We start from the raw sequence: 17,100 nt of genomic DNA, 5'->3' as shown, positions 1-17,100 counted from the left end.
CATGGCATTAACCGCTGCGCTCAAAGCGCAAATCGCCGCCTGGTATAAGGCGCTTCAGGAACAGATCCCCGACTTTATCCCCCGTGCGCCGCAGCGGCAGATGATTGCCGATGTCGCGAAAACGCTGACCGGAGAAGAAGGGCGTCATCTGGCGATTGAAGCACCCACCGGGGTGGGGAAAACCCTGTCTTATCTCATTCCCGGTATTGCCATTGCGCGGGAAGAGCAAAAAACGCTGGTGGTCAGTACCGCCAACGTGGCGTTGCAGGATCAGATCTACAGTAAAGATCTGCCATTACTGCGCAAAATCATTCCCGATCTTCGCTTTACCGCCGCGTTTGGTCGCGGTCGCTATGTGTGTCCTCGAAATCTGACGGCGCTGGCCAGTACTGAACCCACGCAGCAGGATCTGCTCGCGTTTCTTGATGATGAACTCACGCCGAACAACCAGGAAGAACAGAAGCGTTGCGCAAAGTTGAAAGACTCCCTCGACAGCTACAAGTGGGACGGCCTGCGCGATCATACGGATATCGCCATTGATGACGACCTCTGGCGGCGATTGAGCACCGACAAAGCCAGCTGCCTGAACCGCAACTGTCATTACTATCGTGAGTGCCCGTTCTTTGTGGCGCGTCGTGAGATTCAGGAAGCGGAAGTGGTGGTGGCAAACCATGCGCTGGTGATGGCCGCGATGGAAAGTGAAGCAGTGCTGCCGGATCCGAAAAACCTGCTGCTGGTGCTGGATGAAGGCCATCACCTGCCGGACGTCGCCCGCGATGCGCTGGAAATGAGTGCCGAAATTACCGCACCCTGGTATCGCCTGCAGCTGGATCTGTTCAGCAAACTGGTGGCGACCTGCATGGAGCAGTTTCGTCCCAAAACCACGCCGCCGCTGGCGAATCCGGAGCGTCTGAACGCCCATTGCGAAGAGTTGTATGAGCTTATCGCCTCGCTTAATAGCATTCTCAATCTGTACATGCCCGCCAGGCAGGAGGCGGAACATCGCTTTGCGATGGGAACACTGCCGGATGAAGTGATGGAGATTTGCCAGCGTCTGGCGAAGCTCACCGAAACGCTGCGCGGTCTGGCGGAGCTATTTTTAAACGATCTCAGCGAGAAAACCGGCAGCCACGATGTTGTGCGTCTGCACCGGGCTATTTTGCAGATGAACCGTGCGCTGGGGATGTTTGAGGCACAAAGCAAACTGTGGCGGCTGGCCTCACTGGCCCAGTCGTCCGGTGCGCCGGTGTCGAAATGGACGACGCGCGATGTGCGCGACGGGCAGCCTCACGTCTGGTTTCACTGTGTGGGGATCCGCGTGAGCGATCAGCTGGAGCGGCTACTCTGGCGCAGCGTGCCGCATATTATCGTCACCTCCGCCACGCTGCGTTCGCTTAACAGTTTTTCACGCCTGCAGGAGATGAGCGGTCTGAAGGAGAAAGCCGGAGACCGTTTTGTCGCGCTCGATTCGCCGTTTAACCACGTTGAACAGGGCAAAATCATAATTCCGCAGATGCGCTATGAGCCGCTAATTGATACCGAAGAGCAGCATATCGCGGAGATGGCCGCCTATTTTCGCGAACAACTGGAAAGCAAAAAGCACACTGGCATGTTGGTATTGTTTGCCAGCGGACGGGCAATGCAGCGATTTCTGGAACACGTCACGGATTTGCGTCTGCTGTTGCTGGTCCAGGGTGACCAGCCGCGCTATCGGTTGGTGGAGTTGCACCGTAAGCGAGTAGAGAACGGCGAGCGTAGCGTGTTGATTGGGCTGCAATCTTTCGCCGAGGGGCTGGATCTGAAAGGGGATTTGCTCAGCCAGGTGCATATTCATAAAATAGCGTTCCCGCCCATTGACAGCCCGGTGGTGATCACCGAAGGCGAATGGCTCAAAAGCCTCAATCGCTATCCGTTTGAGGTGCAAAGCCTGCCCGCCGCCTCGTTTAATCTCATTCAGCAGGTGGGACGCCTGATCCGTAGCCACGGGTGCTGGGGAGAAGTGGTGATTTATGATAAGCGTCTGTTGACCAAAAATTATGGCAAGCGTTTACTGGATGCATTACCTGTTTTTCCCATAGAGCAACCCGCTGTGCCAGACGTTATAGTAAAGGCAAAAGAAAAAGCGAAACCCGCGCGCCGTCGGCGTAAATAACGTGAGTGTGAGGCAAGGAGTTTTCGATGGATTACCGCAAAATTATTAAAGAGATCGGCCGGGGCAAAAACCACGCCCGGGATCTGGACCTGGACACCGCCCGCGGTCTGTATACCCACATGCTCAACGGGGACGTGCCTGAACTGGAGATGGGCGGCGTGCTGATTGCGCTGCGTATTAAAGGGGAAGGGGAAGCCGAAATGCTGGGCTTTTATGAGGCGATGCAAAACCATTCTATTAAGCTAACCCCTCCGGTTGCGAAACCGATGCCGATTGTCATTCCCAGCTATAACGGCGCGCGTAAACAGGCGAATCTGACGCCGCTGCTGGCCATTTTATTACACAAACTGGGTTTCCCGGTGGTGGTGCATGGGGTGAGTGAAGATCCGACCCGCGTGCTAACGGAAACCATTTTTGAGTTGATGGGGATTGCACCGACGTGGCATGCTGGACAAGCGCAGGCGAAGCTGGATGGACATCAGCCGGTCTTTATTCCGGTGAGTACGCTCTGCCCGCCGCTGGAAAAACAGCTGGCAATGCGTTGGCGACTGGGCGTGCGTAACAGCGCACATACGCTGGCGAAGCTGGCGACACCGTTTGCTGAGGACGCCGCGCTGCGTCTTGCCAGCGTGTCACATCCGGAATATGTGCCGCGCGTAGCGAAATTCTTTAGTGATATTGGCGGGCGTGGGCTGTTGATGCACGGAACTGAAGGTGAGGTCTACGCCAACCCGCAGCGTTGTCCGCAGATTAGCCTGATTGATAGTACCGGCTCGCGGGTGTTACAGAACCGACAAAGCGAAATGCCCGACGAACCCGTACCGCTGCCTGCGGCAAAGGATCCCGAGACGACTGCGCGCTGGATCGAACGCTGTCTGGCGGGAAGCGAGCCGGTACCGGCATCGTTGAAAATCCAGATGGCCTGTTGCCTGGTGGCAACGGCAGCAGTGTCAACACTCGAGGAAGGACTGGCGCGGGTGAACGACAGTTTTTAGCACGACAGATAAAAAAAAGCCCGTCCAGTGGCGGACGGGCAAATAAGGGTAATTCAGGTTCAATGAGGGTTGGAGCAGGGTGTCTGTTGGCAGCAGACGGGGTAAAACTTATTTGTAGATAACAGCAGTACCGCTCATTTTGTTGTTGTTGTTGGCAGAGGTGATGCTGTAACCGCTCGCGCCAGCTGCAGCGGCTTTCTCAGCCAGTTTTGCTTCCAGGCCGTCCAGCGTGGTTGCGCCTTCTGCAGAAACCACACCGATTTTATTCATGCTTTGCGCCTGAGCAGCCGTGACAGGTTCGGCAGCGAAAACGCCAAAAGACAGGGTAGACAGGGCAACAGCGGCAATAGCGTATTTGATAGTTTTCATTGTTAATCTCTCGCAGGTTATTCTTTAAGGAAGACGATGTTTCGTCGATGTGATAAGTATCACGCTTTTGCTTGAGAGATAAAATCGAAGAGAATTGACAACATCCATCAAATAATTTGAATGACAAATAACTTATTGATTATTAATTAATTCGCGAGATGAATTTACGGTTCTTCGACGTTCGCTTTACAGTTGAGCGGTGAACGGCACGTTTTGCTACGCAGAATGCGATTTAACGTGAGCGTAAGCGAAACGGCATGTTCTTTATATCTCTGTAAAAATAGGTCAGCGTAACTGGCTGTCTTTTGAACCTCTGCGATTATATCCCGTGTAAGATGCATTTTTTGAATCTTTCTCCTGTTGGCAGTTGAGGCACAGTCTTACACCGGGCACCGCCTGTCGACGCGCTTCGGGTATGGGGTCGCCACATTCTTCACATTCATACAGGCTATCACCGCGCGGAATTTCACCTCTTGCACGGGCGACAGCATCTTCAATTGTACTGTTGATCTGTTCGTTCACGGCGTCATCATTTGCCCAACCGGAGGCCATAGCGATATTCTCCTCACGCTTTATGACAGGGATTATTATAACCGAGATGGGGTCAAAAATTGCTCAGTCAAGGGAGGTATTGCCCGATAAGCGAAGTCGCTATCGGGCAGGTCGTGGGGAAGATTACTTGTAAATGGTAGCTGTACCGTACATTTGGTTGTTACCGCCTGCGGAATTAACCACAAAGCCTTTCGCGCCTTGTTCTTGCGCTTTTTCCGCCAGTTTATCCTCCAGGTCACTCAGGTTGGTTGCGCCAGTCGCAGAGACGGTACCTGACGCGCGTAGCTGACCAGTATCGGGGCTATTGAGAGGCTGTACTGCTGATGCCGCGAATGCCACACCGGCAAGCGTGGTAGCGACGAGTAATGCGAGGCATTTTTTCATGATGCTCTCCTCAGTGAAACAACGTGTAGTGCCTGATAAGTTTAGGTCGTCAGTGCGGCGGAAATGGCGTAAAAAATCGATGATGATCTGCTTAAAATTTGAACGATAAATATTGACGTATGTTGACAAATCAATGACATGCATATCACTGATTTTCGGGTGATTTATGCTGCTTCGCCCCATTTTTCGTTCTGATACGCCGCAGCGAAGCGGTTGTTTCTCATCAACCTGGTTTACCGCGTTGCGTTATGCGGGTATCTTACGCCGCTGTTAAAAGGAGAATGCTATGTCCCCCCAGAAACCGGGCCTACACCCGCGTAACCGTCATCACAGCCGCTACGATCTTGCCTCGCTCTGCAAAGGCACGCCTGAGCTGGCGCAGTATCTCGTCCTGACTCCCGCAGGCGAGCAAAGCGTTGATTTTGCCAATCCACTGGCGGTAAAAGCGTTGAACAAGGCGCTGCTGGCGCATTTCTATGGGGTGGCAAACTGGGATATTCCTGAAGGGTTTCTGTGTCCGCCCGTGCCAGGGCGTGCAGATTACATCCACCACCTGGCCGATCTTCTTGCTGAGACGTCGGGAAGTGTGCCAACCCAGGCCACTATCCTGGATGTCGGTGTCGGCGCGAACTGTATCTATCCGCTGATTGGCGTGCATGAGTATGGCTGGCGCTTTACGGGCAGCGAGACGCATGAGCAGGCATTCGCCAGCGCGCAGGCGATTATCAGTGCCAATCCGGGACTGACGCGTTCGATTCGCCTGCGTCGGCAGAAAACCCCTGCGGCTATCTTTAACGGCATCATTCATAAGAATGAGCAATATGATGCAACGCTGTGCAACCCGCCGTTTCATGACTCTGCCGCGTCTGCCCGGGCAGGGAGCGAGCGCAAACGCCGCAACCTCGGACAGAGCAAAGACGATGCGTTGAACTTCGGCGGTCAGCAGCAGGAATTGTGGTGTGAAGGTGGCGAAGTGGCATTCATCAAAACGATGATTGCTGAAAGCCAGGCCTTTGGCCGTCAGGTCATGTGGTTTACTACGCTGGTGTCTCGCGGTGAAAACCTGCCGCCACTTTATCGTGCGCTGACAGACGTGGGGGCGGTCAGGGTGGTGAAAAAAGAGATGGCCCAGGGACAAAAGCAGAGTCGCTTTATCGCCTGGACCTTTATGGATGACGACCAGCGCCGCCGTTTTAGCACGCGTAAACGCTAGAGGGTCGGCTCGCCGGGTGGCAGCGGCGCCGGTGCGGTCGGCGTTGTCGGTGTCGTTGGCGTGGCGGGCAGTACCTGATAAGTTTGCACCGGCGGGCGAACGCCAGCGAGGTCGAAATGTTTTTTCACCTGGCTGTCCAGCGCGAAGCGGACCGTCCACTGTTTCAGCGGCAGCGTGGTGAACGATACCCTCAGCGTAAATGCCGTGTTGGTTAATCCGACAATCCCGGCAAATGACGGCTCGCCAATGATCAGCCCACGAACCTCTTCGGTTTCCATCACCGCAGCGACTGCTTCTTTCAGCGCCTGATTGGCTTTATCGGCATCTTCATGGCGATCCACATCGTAATTGGCGACCACCGACCCAATGCCGCGGACAAAGTTGGCGAAGGTGGTGATCGATGACCACGGGATAATATGGTACGCCCCGGTGTCCTGGCGCACGCCAACGGAACGAATCGACATCCGTTCTACTGTCCCGGTCAACGGTCCGATAGTCACCAGATCCCCGGTGTTCATGCCATTCTCGAACTGAATAAAGACCCCGGTAATAATATCTTTCACCAGCGTTTGCGAACCAAATGAAATCGCCAGCCCCAGCGCCCCGGCCCCGGCCAACAGTGGGGCGATGTTAACGCCAATTTCCGAGAGCACAATCATGATGGTGATCGTGCTGATGATCACCGCCAGCGCGTTGCGAAACAGCGTTAACAGCGTGCGGGTACGTGCGCTGGGCAGAGGACGACCATGAATATCGGAGGCCAGCCGGTTTTCGATCAGGCTGGCAAGCAGCGTCCAGCCCACCGCTGAGAAAAACAGGATCAGCACAATACGGATCAGAATATCGACCGTCTTCTCTCCGGCGCCGTTGTGCAGCCAGTTCCAGAAATCAAACAGCCCCCATGCGTTTAACAGCAGCATGATGGCAACGCATACCGTCAGGATCCGCGCCACGTTCAACGCGGTAGAGAGCCAGCCGTTAAGCCGTTTTTGCAGTTCAGGATAATTGCGCTGCGTATGCGGGGAGAGAGTAATCGTTTTGGCGATCCAGCGGGTGAACATCCCGGAAACGAAGGCCGCAATGCCGATGATCATCAGACTGCGCACCGTCGCCCCCATCATAAACTTCAGGCTGTTGCCAGGGTCGAACAGCGAGAAGAAAAACAAGACGATGAAATAGGCGCTCGCCAGCCAGTGCCAGACCAGCGCAAAGGCGCGGATAAACAGACTGAAGAAGGCCAGCGATCGTTCTGCCAGATTCAACAGGTGCTGGGTAATCTCTTTCTTGTTGCGAAAGATCAGATACAGCGCCCACAGCGTGATACACAGCATGATGACCACGTTGGCCATTGCGCCAACCTGCACGTTCACCTGATTAGAAATAATGGGAACCGCAACGATCAGTCCATAGCCAATCAGGCTGCTGAGTGAACTTAATCGCCGGTTCCAGTAACGGGCGCTGGCATCCTGAATATTAAAGGGTCGTAGTTGCGCCACGTTTGGACAAAAAATCAGCCGCAGAATGGCTTTGAAAAATTCGATCAGCGCAAAGGCGTTCAGAAACAGCCCTTGCTGAAACGCGATGGTGCGGCTGCCTGCGTTCAGTCTGTCACTCAATAACTGACCGACAAACAGGGTCAACGCCAGTAGCAGCAGATCGATAATAAAGGCGCCAACGATCATTGCCGGTAGCTGGAGCCAGTTGCTGCGCTCACGGTTCTTTTGTCGCGCCCAGTTACCCATTTTGCGATACAACGGTAGCGCACACAGACGAATCAACCAGTAGAAGCCGAACACCGCCGCGGCCAGCATCAGAAAGTGGCTAAGGGCATTATTAAAGGTCTGGCTGTTAAACGGTTTGTGAGGCGCATCGGTGATGTTGCGATAGAGTTGGGCGAAGCGGTCAGACAGCGCTTCGCCGTAATGGCGGCTGAGTTCGGTGACGTTCTCCAGTACGGTTTTTTCTTCAACCACCACCGGCGGCGTGATTTTGGGCACCGGGTCCGGCGGCGGCGTGGCCGCAACGCTGCGCAACTGGTCAATCAGCTCCTTGCGCGAGGTGTCATTTTCCAGTACATCGGCCAGCGCCCCGTAAGCGGCTTTCTTTTGCTCGACGTCAGGTTCTGGCGCAGGAGTGGTTTGTGCGTCAGCGTCTGTACCGGTCGTGACGCCGGGGATGGTCACCGCCTGGGCGGGTGTGCCCAGCAGGCAAAAGAGGATGAACAGGATCCACCGCATGACTCCTCCAGTGAGAAAACAGAACAAAAAGATAAGTATAGTTGCTGGAGGAGCGGCGATTCGAAATGGGAAGAGTCGTAGAAAAACCTCCCTTCCAGGCGGAAGGGAGGTGGACCGTCAGGAAACGTGTTGCAAAAACTCCTGCAAGCGCTGGCTGGGCGGGTTTTCAATCAGGGTTTGCGGATGGCCGTCTTCGGCAATACGGCCTTTGTCGATGAAGATCAGACGTGAGGCGACTTTTTCGGCGAAGCCGATTTCGTGCGTGACGATGACCATCGTCATCCCTTCTTCCGCCAGATCCTGCATTACTTTCAATACTTCGTGACGCAGTTCTGGATCGAGCGCAGAGGTAGGCTCATCAAACAGCATCATCTTCGGTTTTACCGCCAGGGCGCGGGCGATGGCCACACGCTGCTGTTGACCGCCGGAAAGTTCAGAAGGGTAGTGGTGAGCGCGCTCGGCCAGACCCACTTTCGCCAGCAACTCTTTCGCCTGCTTTTCGGCCGCGTCTTTCTTCGTCCCCCGCACGCGTTGTGGACCGAACATGACGTTTTCCAGCGCGGTCAGGTGAGGGAAAAGATAGAACTGCTGGAACACCATTCCGGCTTCCTGACGAATCAGGCGCTCGTCCACCTTCGGATCGTTAACCTTCAGCCCATCGACGAACAGATCGCCGGAGGTGATTTCTTCGAGTTTATTAATACAGCGCAACAGCGTGGATTTACCGGAGCCTGATGGTCCGATAATCACCACCACTTCGCCCTGCTTAATGTTCAGATCGATGTTATGCAGCACCTGGGTTGGACCAAAATGCTTTGAGACGTTTTTAAATTCAATCACAGGATTTTCATCCTTCTTTCCAGACTACGAAGCACGATGTTCAGGACCTGCGTGATAATGAGATAGATAACCCCCACCGCGGTCCAGATCTCCAGGGCGCGGAAGTTACCGGCAATAATCTCCTGACCGCTACGGGTCAGTTCGGCTGCGCCGATCACGATAAACAGCGACGTATCTTTGATACTGATGATTAACTGGTTACCGAGCGACGGCAGCATACGGCGCAGCGCAAGCGGCATGATCACGTGGAGAATGGTTTCGCGACGGGAAAGCCCCAATGCCAGACCGGCTTCGCTAAACCCTTTATGGATCGACAGAACTGAACCACGGGTGATTTCGGCGATATAGGCGCCGGAGTTAATCATGATAGTGATAACAGCGGCGCTGAAGGTGTCGATACGCAAGTCCGGGAAGGCCATCGGTAGGGCAAAATAGATGTACATCACCTGGACGACGATCGGCGTGCCACGGATGATCTCAATGAAGACAAGAGAAACGTGATTGGCTATCCAACCACCATAGGTACGGGCTAATCCCGCCAGCAAGCCGATGATGATCCCGCCAGCCAGACCAAGGATGGAGATCCACAGGGTCATTTTGGCACCCTGAAGCAGGATCGGAATGGCGGGCCAGATGGCACTCCAGTCAAACTGCATATGTTGTTCCTGTTACCGTGGTGAAAAAAATCAAATGCCCGGTACGCTTAGCGCCCCCGGGCAACATCTGAAGGCAAAACGTCTTATTATTTAGGTTCAGAACCGAACCATTTTTTGTAAATTTCGTTATAGGTACCGTTGTCACGCAGCGTTTTCAGCGCGCCGTTCACTTTCTCGCGCAGTTCGTCGCTGCCTTTCGGGAATGCGATACCGTACTGCTGTGCTTCCAGTGATTCGCCAACCGCTTTGAACTGGCCGTTACCCGCGGTTTTGATGAAGTACAGGATGTTTGGCGTATCGTGCAGAACAGCATCTGCGCGGTTGGTGCCCAGTTCCATGTACGCGTTATCGATGTTCGGGAACTGACGCAGATCTTTCGTTTTGATGTTGGCTTTCGCGTAATCAACGGAGCCGGTGCCGCTCTTCACTGCGACGACTTTACCGTCCAAATCTTTTACGCTTTTCACGTCGTTGTTGTTGGTTTTCACCATCACTAACAGGCCGCTTTTGTAGTAACCATCAGAGAAATCGATCGCTTTTTTGCGCTCGTCAGTAATGGTGATGCCCGCCAGCGCCAGGTCAACGTTCTTCGTTTGCAGTGCCGGGATAATGCCGCTGAAATCCATCGGTTTCAGTTCATAATCCAGCTTCAGTTCTTTTGCTACGGCGGCCCACAGGTCCACATCAAAGCCAACGTATTTGTCGCCCTGTTTGAATTCAAACGGGACGAACGCGGTGTCGGTCGCGACAACCAGTTTCTTATCCGCGGCATGAGAGGACACCGCAAAAGCCAGGGTAAGTGCTGCCAGTGAAACTTTTAATACAGACTTCATAGCATTTCCTTTTTTATCCACGGGGCGATCCCCTGCGAGAACGATAAGTGTAATGAAAGAATCGTGCCAATTTTGCAACCCCTTGTTTTCACAAGAGGGTATCGCACTCTTTTGCACAGTTAGCGGAGCAAAACTCGCTTTTTGCACCATAGTGGGGCACTGATTTAGTGCACCACAAAGGGTGTGCGAATGGTTTGCCTATTTAGCGCAAAGATCGTTGATAAAACAATCTTTCGTTAACGATTGTGTGAGGTGATTATTACAAATATTTTACTTTACAGCGGGGGAAAAGCGATGTTGTGCACCATAAAAGTGCAAAACCCCCGCCGTGGCGAGGGTTATAGAGGGAATACTTATGATGCGATTATTCGATGTTGGATTCGATGAACCACAGGAATTTATCGAGATCGCGGGAAGCGGCGGTAAAGATATCTGCGGTATCTTCGTCTTTCGCTTCACTGATGGCTTTACGGACATCATTTGCCACTACAGCATAACGGTCTGCCAGTTCTTTCAGGTGATCCTGGACGGTATGGATGTCCAGCGGATAGCTTTTCAGCGGCGTTTTGCTATTGATAACCTGCGTGGTGCCCAGGGCAACGCCACCCAGCTGCACGGCACGCTCTGCCATGGTGTCGAGATGATCGGTCAGTGCCGTACGGAAGCCATCCAGCATCTCATGAACGGCAATAAAATTCGCACCGCGCATGTTCCAGTGGGCCTGCTTAGTGATCAGCGACAGGTCGATAAACTGGATCACCTGACGATTCAGCAACTCAACTGTTGCTTTCTTATCGCTGTCGGAGACATCGTTACGGGTATAAAGCAGATTGGACGCTTTTGTTTTTACCAATTTAGCGGTACTCATAATTTCATATCCTCTTGATGTTATGTCCCAGTAATTTACGGGATTCAGTATAGCACCGGTTATCGTTCCTGCTTTTCTGGCTCTGCCTATCGCTTTAATAGCACTTAACAACATCTGCATTTAATTGCATTACTATTCATATGGTTGCGTACGTAAAAGATTGAGATATCAATATTCTCACTGTGACATCGGAATGAGAATAAATAGGCGAGGCGAAGCCGATGAACCGTGGAGAAATATCAGGAAAATATCAGGAAAACAGCGGGAAGATATTCTGCATGGTTATGCAAACCATGCAGAAATGTAAAATTAATTTACATCAACTTCTTTTATGTTGCTCTCCCGCCGAATGGTCAGCGTCGAGCCCATTGAGGCGGCAATAATCGCGCCGAGCGCCAGCAGTTGGACTGGCGTCAGCGTTTCGCCCAGAAACAGGATGCCCGCCACCGCGGCCAGCGCCGGTTCCATACTCATCAACGTACCAAAGGTGCGCGTAGGCAGACGGGTTAAGGCAATCATTTCCAGCGAGTAGGGGAGCGCTGTCGACAGCACCGCAACCGCCAGACCCAGCGGAATCACCGACCAGTGCCAGAGCGCTTCTCCGGCCTGTGCCACCCCAAGTGGAACGAAAACCAGAGCGGCAATCAGCGAGCCTACCGCGACGGTGGCTGGGCCGTGCTCAGCACCGGCGCGTTGACCGCTAAGAATATAGATAGCCCAACAGGCACCCGCACCCAGCGCCATGGCGGCACCGAACAAATCGACATGCGAAACGTCCTGCCCCAGCGGCAGCAGGAACCAGAGCCCGAGAACGGCCAGCACTACCCAGATAAAATCAACGGGGCGTCGAGACGAGAACAGGGCGACCGCCAGCGGCCCGGTAAATTCCAGAGCGACCGCGATCCCCAGCGGAACCGTCTGAATCGACAAATAGAAGAGGTAGTTCATTCCCCCCAGCGACAGGCCGTAAAAAAGCAGCGGCAGGCGCTGCTCTTTGGCGAAACGTAGACGCCAGGGTTTGAAGAAGACAATAAGGATCAATGTGCCCAGGGCCAGACGAAGGGCGGTCACGCCGGGCGCGCCAACCAGCGGGAACAGTGATTTTGCCAGCGATGCGCCGCTCTGGATCGAGGACATGGCGATAAGCAGTACTAAAATGGGCAACCAAACTGGCGTTTTACGTGACGACCCTGGCATCCTTTCTCCCGACAATGACTGTAGATACACGGCATCCAGCAACTTGCCTGACTTGTGTATAGAAAAGTAAAAGAGGCAGTGTAATGGAAATAACCTCCTGCGGTTGAGTCTTCGTTGAAAAAAAATTCCCGGAAAACCGTAAAATAGCGGCAGGTTGATGGATTAATACGCTGGCGAATTAGGAATAATCTGGATGAATGTTCTTTATTATGCGCGTAATAATGGGACGAAAATCCAGAAAAGTGATGTTAATTGAAAGAGATAGCGGCTCGTTGAAACGTTCTGTTACACGAAATGGCCCGTTAGACATCACTAATCGCAAAGAGTTTCTCATCAATTTTTGATATATTTAACACTTAGGACTTATTTGAAGCACATTTGAGGTGGTTATGAAAAAAATTGCATGTCTTTCAGCACTGGCCGCTGTTCTGGCTATCTCCGCAGGTTCTGCTGTCGCTGCGACTTCTACCGTTACCGGTGGTTATGCTCAGAGCGATGCTCAGGGCGCGGCGAACAAAATGAACGGTTTCAACCTGAAGTATCGCTATGAGCAGGACAACAACCCGCTGGGCGTAATCGGTTCCTTCACTTACACCGAAAAAGATCGTACTAACGGTGCAGGCGATTACAACAAAACTCAGTACTACGGCATCACTGCGGGTCCGGCTTACCGTCTGAACGACTGGGCAAGCATCTACGGTGTTGTGGGTGTCGGTTACGGTAAATTCCAGGACACCAACTACCCGACCCATAAAGATGATACCAGCGACTATGGTTTCTCTTATGGCGCAGGTCTGCAGTTCAACCCGATCGAAAACGTTGCGCTGGACTTCTCTTACGAGCAGAGCCGTATTCGTAGCGTTGACGTTGGCACCTGGATCGCAGGCGTTGGTTACCGCTTCTAATCACTTCGGTGATATAAAAAATCCGCCTCAAGGGGCGGATTTTTTTTGGCTGTTTTTCACGACGGTTTAGCGCGATGTGGTGCTAAAAATGTCGGTTCCCAGGTGAGTGTAATCCACCTTCTGCAACTTGAAGTTGGTGATATACACCGGTCCGGCCTTCTGTTCGGAGATAAAACGATACTTCGTCTTAATCTCTTTTGCGCTGATCCCTGTCCACTGTGAGAAGAAACCGAGGAAATCGTTGGCGGAGCGCCGCGCTTTGACGACCTTGTGCGCTTTATCATCGCTGGAGAGCACCATAAACGGGACCTGGAAGTTTTGCTGGAACTGGTCGTCATGCGCCAGATACTGCACTTCCTTCCCACGCTCTTTAAAGGCGAGACCGTGATCGGAGAAGTACACCAACGAGAAACTGCCGCCGCTGTTGCGAAGCTGATCGTACAGTTTTCGCAGCAGGTCGTCGGTCTGGGTCATGGTGTAGAGATAGCAGGAGGTCTCTTTCGACTGTACGAACGTGTCGTACTTCCCTTTGGTGCGGTCACAAGCCTGCGGATGAGAACCCATCAGATGCAGTACAATCAGCTGCGGCTGGGTACGTTCGGTTTCCAGCACCTGCGCGGTCATTTTTAACAGCGCGTCGTCCTGGGTGTTTTTGTCAGCTTCGAAGTCGCCGCTTTTCAGAAAATGCACTTCATCAGCCCGCTTCGCGATACTGGCGATGGCGGTGTCATATTCGCCGATTTGTCCCTGATTCGAGAACCACCAGGTCTGGAAACCGGCGCGGTTTGCCAGCGTGACAAAGTTATCCTGATACTGTGGCTTATCGTCGACAACCCGGTTAAGGGTCAGTCCGAGTGATTTTTGCGTTGACCCGCTGGCCGCGACGTAATCGGCGAACAGATAGCCGTTGACGCTGCTGGCAAACGGGGTGTTATCCCAGTGACCGCCAAACGCCCCCAGCGCATCACGGCGCGCGCTTTCACCGATCACCACCACGTAGGTGTGATACTTCGGCTTCACGGCGGTGACGGTCCAGGTGTCTTTCATGCTGGCGAACTTCGCCATGCGTTCCTGCTCGTCAATCACTTCCTTGTTATTGACGATGACGTCTTTGGCGAAACGGAACACCGGATAGCCGGTATCCTTCAATTTAAACACGCCGCCCCAGGCCAGGTTCTGCACGGGGGTGACAAAAAAAGCGACGACGCTGAACAGCAGGCACAGGGTGTCATATTTATTCCAGCGCTTTTTCTCTTCGCTGGGTTTGCGACGCACGGCAATCACGCCAAGGGCAAAGATAAACACGCCCATCAGGTAATTGTACCAGGGGAAAATCGTCAGGATCTCAGTGGACTCTTCCATGTTGGTCGAGTGCAGCGCCAGCAGCGTATTAAAATTTGGCGACCCATAAGCCTGACCGAAAGGAAAGTAGAAGGCTGCGACAAGCGAGCAAACGCCGATCAGAACCTTTTGCGCTTTCGGCGCACTCCGCCAGAGCAACTGTAATATGCAGGTAAAGGCAACGGTATACAGCAGACTAAGCGGATAGCCCAGCGCCAGGTTTATCAGCAGGGACTGCAAAACATAAAAGCCAGTCCACGGGCTAAGGGCCCGGCTGCGGGCAAGAAGCGAGTCTTTAAGGGTTAAATTCATATACCACTATCGCAAAAACGCCATGTGCTTACCCTGGCGCCAAGGGTCATTACCTGCTGAGAGTGCGTGAAGAGGGGAAGAGGTCCGCATCTGCGAGCCGCAAGTTAGGCAGGGCTGCAAGAAGATAGAGCGTGTGAATGTGAAGGTCAACTGGCAGAAAGAAATTGTTTTGCGAAGGGGTTAGCAAATCCGACAAAAAGAGGGGCTATTTTGACATGAACAGGAGTGTAACGGCTGAATATGACAACCCGATGAAGCGGCGTACCGCGACGCCGCATTATTTTTCTGAGGGTTTATCCTGCTCTGGTTTGCTGTTGATCATATCGCACAGCATCGAGAGCAGCATTAACCGGACTTTAAAGGGAGAGTGACTAAACACGCGCATACACCTCTTGAATTCGTTCATATTGACCTCCTGACTTTCTGGTCCCTCTGTCCATGAGGGATGACTGCATTACATACAGATATAGCACAGGCTATATTATATAGCTATTGCTAAAACGTTAATTTTTTGTGCCCGGGCAACTCTGGTTTACAATGAGCGCTCTCCAATTAGATGCTGTTAATGCGTCACAGGAATGAGGAAGCAGAATGAGTCGTCGCGCAGGTATGCCAACAACAAAAAAAGTGACGCAGTTAGTGAACGTTGAGGAACACGTTGAAGGGTTTCGTCAGGTGCGAGAGGCTCATCGCCGCGAACTGATCGACGACTATGTTGAGTTGATTTCTGACCTGATTATTGAAGTCGGCGAAGCGCGTCAGGTGGATATGGCGGCCCGTCTCGGGGTGTCCCAACCGACGGTAGCCAAGATGCTTAAGCGTCTGGCCTCGGTGGGACTGATAGAAATGATCCCCTGGCGCGGCGTTTTTTTAACCCCGGAAGGGGAGAAGCTGGCGCAGGAAAGTCGTGAACGCCATCAGATTGTGGAAAACTTCCTGCTGGTACTGGGCGTAAGCCCGGAGATAGCCCGACGTGATGCGGAAGGGATGGAGCACCACGTAAGCCAGGAAACGCTGGAAGCCTTCCGTCATTTTACGCAACAGCACGGAAACTCTATTGAATGAGCCTGCCTTTTTTACGGGCGCTGAAACGCGACCGTTTTTTCCATTTACTGATAGTGGTGGGTGTTGGATTGAGTGTGTGGGTTCCGTTCACGCCACAGACCTGGCCCGGCGCAATTGACTGGCACACCATTATTACCCTCAGTGGTCTGATGATGTTGACCAAAGGCGTCGAGCTGAGCGGTTACTTTGATGTCCTGGGCCGTAAAATGACCCGGCGTCTTGCGACGGAGCGCCGTCTGTCGATGTTCATGGTGCTGGCGGCGGCGCTGCTTTCGACGTTCCTGACGAACGATGTCGCATTATTTATCGTCGTCCCTCTGACCATTACCCTGAAAAAGTTGTGCGCAATACCGGTCAACCGTCTCATTATTTTTGAAGCGCTGGCGGTGAATGCGGGTTCCTTACTTACACCCATCGGGAATCCGCAAAATATCCTGATGTGGGGGCGTTCTGGTCTCTCCTTTGTTGCGTTTATCGGTCAGATGGCACCGCTGGCCGTTGCGATGATGTTGACGCTGCTGGTGCTCTGCTGGTTTTGCTTCCCCAATAAACCGCTGCAATACCATACCGGGACAAGTCAGCCAGAGTGGCTACCCCGGCTGGTGTGGGGCTGTCTGGGACTGTACATCGTTTTTCTGACGGCGCTGGAGCTTAAGCAGGAATTGGTTGGGCTGGCGATTGTGGCCCTCGGTTTCCTGTTGCTGGCACGCCGCGTGCTGTTGAGTGTTGACTGGACGCTGCTGCTGGTGTTTATGTCCATGTTTATTGATGTCCATTTGCTAACCCAACTGCCGGCGTTGCAGGGGGTGCTAAGTCATGTTGGTACGTTGTCTGAACCCGGACTGTGGCTGACGGCAATTGGCCTGTCGCAAGCGATCAGTAATGTTCCCAGCACTATCTTACTGCTGAACTATGTCCCTCCTGGCGTGCTGTTGGCCTGGGCGGTTAACGTGGGTGGATTCGGCCTGTTGCCGGGTTCGCTGGCGAATCTGATTGCCCTGCGGATGGCGAATGATCGACGCATCTGGTGGCGCTTCCATCTCTATTCGGTACCCATGTTGATATGGGCTGCGGCTGTAGGATTTGTTCTGCTTAAGTTTTAGTCGCGATTGCCACTCCATTCTGACAAAAGCAAATCCATCTCCTGATTGAATGGATTTGTTTGATCTATTTATTTACTT

18 protein-coding genes are annotated in these 17,100 nt (G+C 53.1%); 6 read left to right on the top strand and 12 right to left on the bottom strand.

Going from position 1 to position 17,100, the window contains the following annotated elements; genetic code table 11:
* Position 1 precedes the first annotated feature (1 nt).
* Entirely contained in the window at positions 2–2,152 is a 2,151-nt protein-coding gene (gene dinG / locus GBC03_21580) for an ATP-dependent DNA helicase DinG (GenBank protein ID QFS72611.1), read from the top strand.
* Positions 2,153–2,178: 26 nt separating this feature from the next.
* The gene (ybiB, locus tag GBC03_21575; protein QFS72610.1) at positions 2,179–3,147 is read left to right on the top strand and encodes a DNA-binding protein YbiB; all 969 of its coding nucleotides are present in this window, start codon (positions 2,179–2,181) and stop codon (positions 3,145–3,147) included.
* A 108-nt stretch (positions 3,148–3,255) separates the two neighbouring features.
* Here the strand turns inward: ybiB and GBC03_21570 are convergent, their stop codons facing one another.
* The 4 genes from GBC03_21570 to GBC03_21555 all read right to left on the bottom strand — a co-directional run bounded on the left by GBC03_21570 (position 3,256) and on the right by GBC03_21555 (position 4,452).
* A complete protein-coding gene (locus GBC03_21570; protein QFS72609.1) occupies positions 3,256–3,516 on the bottom strand; it encodes a DUF1471 domain-containing protein in 261 nt (86 codons plus the stop codon).
* A complete protein-coding gene (locus GBC03_21565; protein QFS72608.1) occupies positions 3,410–3,643 on the bottom strand; it encodes a hypothetical protein in 234 nt (77 codons plus the stop codon). The genes GBC03_21570 and GBC03_21565 overlap by 107 nt, the downstream gene beginning before the upstream one ends.
* Positions 3,644–3,801: 158 nt before the next feature.
* Entirely contained in the window at positions 3,802–4,068 is a 267-nt protein-coding gene (locus tag GBC03_21560; protein ID QFS72607.1) for a DksA/TraR family C4-type zinc finger protein, read from the bottom strand.
* 123 nt (positions 4,069–4,191) lie between these two features.
* Positions 4,192–4,452 (bottom strand): DUF1471 domain-containing protein, encoded by a 261-nt coding sequence (locus GBC03_21555; protein ID QFS72606.1) that lies wholly within the window; start codon positions 4,450–4,452, stop codon positions 4,192–4,194.
* Between the two features lie 286 nt (positions 4,453–4,738).
* On the opposite strand from GBC03_21555, the gene rlmF reads away from it, so the two are divergent.
* Positions 4,739–5,665: a 23S rRNA (adenine(1618)-N(6))-methyltransferase RlmF gene (rlmF, locus tag GBC03_21550; protein QFS72605.1), complete on the top strand. Its 927-nt coding sequence runs from the start codon at positions 4,739–4,741 to the stop codon at positions 5,663–5,665.
* On the opposite strand, the gene ybiO is transcribed toward rlmF, so the two are convergent.
* From ybiO to rhtA, 6 genes are all read right to left on the bottom strand, one after another.
* Positions 5,662–7,902: a mechanosensitive channel protein gene (gene ybiO, locus GBC03_21545; protein QFS72604.1), complete on the bottom strand. Its 2,241-nt coding sequence runs from the start codon at positions 7,900–7,902 to the stop codon at positions 5,662–5,664. The genes rlmF and ybiO overlap by 4 nt on opposite strands.
* A gap of 117 nt (positions 7,903–8,019) precedes the next feature.
* Positions 8,020–8,742, bottom strand: coding sequence for a glutamine ABC transporter ATP-binding protein GlnQ (gene glnQ / locus GBC03_21540; GenBank protein QFS72603.1), 723 nt, complete (start codon positions 8,740–8,742; stop codon positions 8,020–8,022).
* Positions 8,739–9,398 carry a glutamine ABC transporter permease GlnP gene (gene glnP, locus GBC03_21535; GenBank protein QFS72602.1) on the bottom strand — a complete coding sequence of 220 codons (660 nt, stop codon included), beginning with the start codon at positions 9,396–9,398 and terminating at the stop codon, positions 8,739–8,741. The genes glnQ and glnP overlap by 4 nt, the downstream gene beginning before the upstream one ends.
* 86 nt (positions 9,399–9,484) lie before the next feature.
* Positions 9,485–10,231 (bottom strand): glutamine ABC transporter substrate-binding protein GlnH, encoded by a 747-nt coding sequence (gene glnH / locus GBC03_21530; protein QFS72601.1) that lies wholly within the window; start codon positions 10,229–10,231, stop codon positions 9,485–9,487.
* 364 nt (positions 10,232–10,595) lie between these two features.
* Complete coding sequence (gene dps / locus GBC03_21525) at positions 10,596–11,099, bottom strand: DNA starvation/stationary phase protection protein Dps (protein QFS72600.1); 504 nt, start codon at positions 11,097–11,099, stop codon at positions 10,596–10,598.
* Between the two features lie 309 nt (positions 11,100–11,408).
* Complete coding sequence (rhtA, locus tag GBC03_21520; protein QFS72599.1) at positions 11,409–12,296, bottom strand: threonine/homoserine exporter RhtA; 888 nt, start codon at positions 12,294–12,296, stop codon at positions 11,409–11,411.
* Between the two features lie 389 nt (positions 12,297–12,685).
* Here rhtA and ompX point away from each other — a divergent pair, with 389 nt between their 5' ends.
* Positions 12,686–13,201: an outer membrane protein OmpX gene (gene ompX, locus GBC03_21515; protein ID QFS72598.1), complete on the top strand. Its 516-nt coding sequence runs from the start codon at positions 12,686–12,688 to the stop codon at positions 13,199–13,201.
* Positions 13,202–13,267: 66 nt separating this feature from the next.
* Here ompX and GBC03_21510 read toward each other — a convergent pair whose 3' ends face one another.
* Positions 13,268–14,854, bottom strand: coding sequence for a sulfatase-like hydrolase/transferase (locus GBC03_21510; GenBank protein QFS72597.1), 1,587 nt, complete (start codon positions 14,852–14,854; stop codon positions 13,268–13,270).
* A gap of 277 nt (positions 14,855–15,131) precedes the next feature.
* Positions 15,132–15,260, bottom strand: coding sequence for a manganase accumulation protein MntS (mntS, locus tag GBC03_21505; GenBank protein QFS72596.1), 129 nt, complete (start codon positions 15,258–15,260; stop codon positions 15,132–15,134).
* Positions 15,261–15,445: 185 nt separating this feature from the next.
* On the opposite strand from mntS, the gene mntR reads away from it, so the two are divergent.
* Together mntR and GBC03_21495 are read left to right on the top strand one after the other, a co-directional pair.
* Positions 15,446–15,919, top strand: coding sequence for a manganese-binding transcriptional regulator MntR (mntR, locus tag GBC03_21500; protein ID QFS72595.1), 474 nt, complete (start codon positions 15,446–15,448; stop codon positions 15,917–15,919).
* Entirely contained in the window at positions 15,916–17,022 is a 1,107-nt protein-coding gene (locus GBC03_21495; protein QFS72594.1) for an anion transporter, read from the top strand. The genes mntR and GBC03_21495 overlap by 4 nt, the downstream gene beginning before the upstream one ends.
* The last annotated feature ends 78 nt before the right edge of the window (positions 17,023–17,100 follow it).

The organism is Citrobacter telavivensis (assembly GCA_009363175.1).
Classification (GTDB): domain Bacteria; phylum Pseudomonadota; class Gammaproteobacteria; order Enterobacterales; family Enterobacteriaceae; genus Citrobacter_A; species Citrobacter_A telavivensis.
This window is presented reverse-complemented; position numbering and strand designations above follow the sequence as displayed.

Coding starts and splice junctions, on each gene's coding strand:
- ompX (QFS72598.1), top strand. CDS start 12,686: ATGAAAAAAATTGCATGTCTTTCAGCACTGGCCGCTGTTCTGGCTATC.
- GBC03_21510 (QFS72597.1), bottom strand. CDS start 14,854: ATGAATTTAACCCTTAAAGACTCGCTTCTTGCCCGCAGCCGGGCCCTT.
- ybiO (QFS72604.1), bottom strand. CDS start 7,902: ATGCGGTGGATCCTGTTCATCCTCTTTTGCCTGCTGGGCACACCCGCC.
- rlmF (QFS72605.1), top strand. CDS start 4,739: ATGTCCCCCCAGAAACCGGGCCTACACCCGCGTAACCGTCATCACAGC.
- mntS (QFS72596.1), bottom strand. CDS start 15,260: ATGAACGAATTCAAGAGGTGTATGCGCGTGTTTAGTCACTCTCCCTTT.
- GBC03_21560 (QFS72607.1), bottom strand. CDS start 4,068: ATGGCCTCCGGTTGGGCAAATGATGACGCCGTGAACGAACAGATCAAC.
- mntR (QFS72595.1), top strand. CDS start 15,446: ATGAGTCGTCGCGCAGGTATGCCAACAACAAAAAAAGTGACGCAGTTA.
- ybiB (QFS72610.1), top strand. CDS start 2,179: ATGGATTACCGCAAAATTATTAAAGAGATCGGCCGGGGCAAAAACCAC.
- glnH (QFS72601.1), bottom strand. CDS start 10,231: ATGAAGTCTGTATTAAAAGTTTCACTGGCAGCACTTACCCTGGCTTTT.
- glnP (QFS72602.1), bottom strand. CDS start 9,398: ATGCAGTTTGACTGGAGTGCCATCTGGCCCGCCATTCCGATCCTGCTT.
- GBC03_21495 (QFS72594.1), top strand. CDS start 15,916: ATGAGCCTGCCTTTTTTACGGGCGCTGAAACGCGACCGTTTTTTCCAT.
- dinG (QFS72611.1), top strand. CDS start 2: ATGGCATTAACCGCTGCGCTCAAAGCGCAAATCGCCGCCTGGTATAAG.
- GBC03_21555 (QFS72606.1), bottom strand. CDS start 4,452: ATGAAAAAATGCCTCGCATTACTCGTCGCTACCACGCTTGCCGGTGTG.
- GBC03_21570 (QFS72609.1), bottom strand. CDS start 3,516: ATGAAAACTATCAAATACGCTATTGCCGCTGTTGCCCTGTCTACCCTG.
- dps (QFS72600.1), bottom strand. CDS start 11,099: ATGAGTACCGCTAAATTGGTAAAAACAAAAGCGTCCAATCTGCTTTAT.
- rhtA (QFS72599.1), bottom strand. CDS start 12,296: ATGCCAGGGTCGTCACGTAAAACGCCAGTTTGGTTGCCCATTTTAGTA.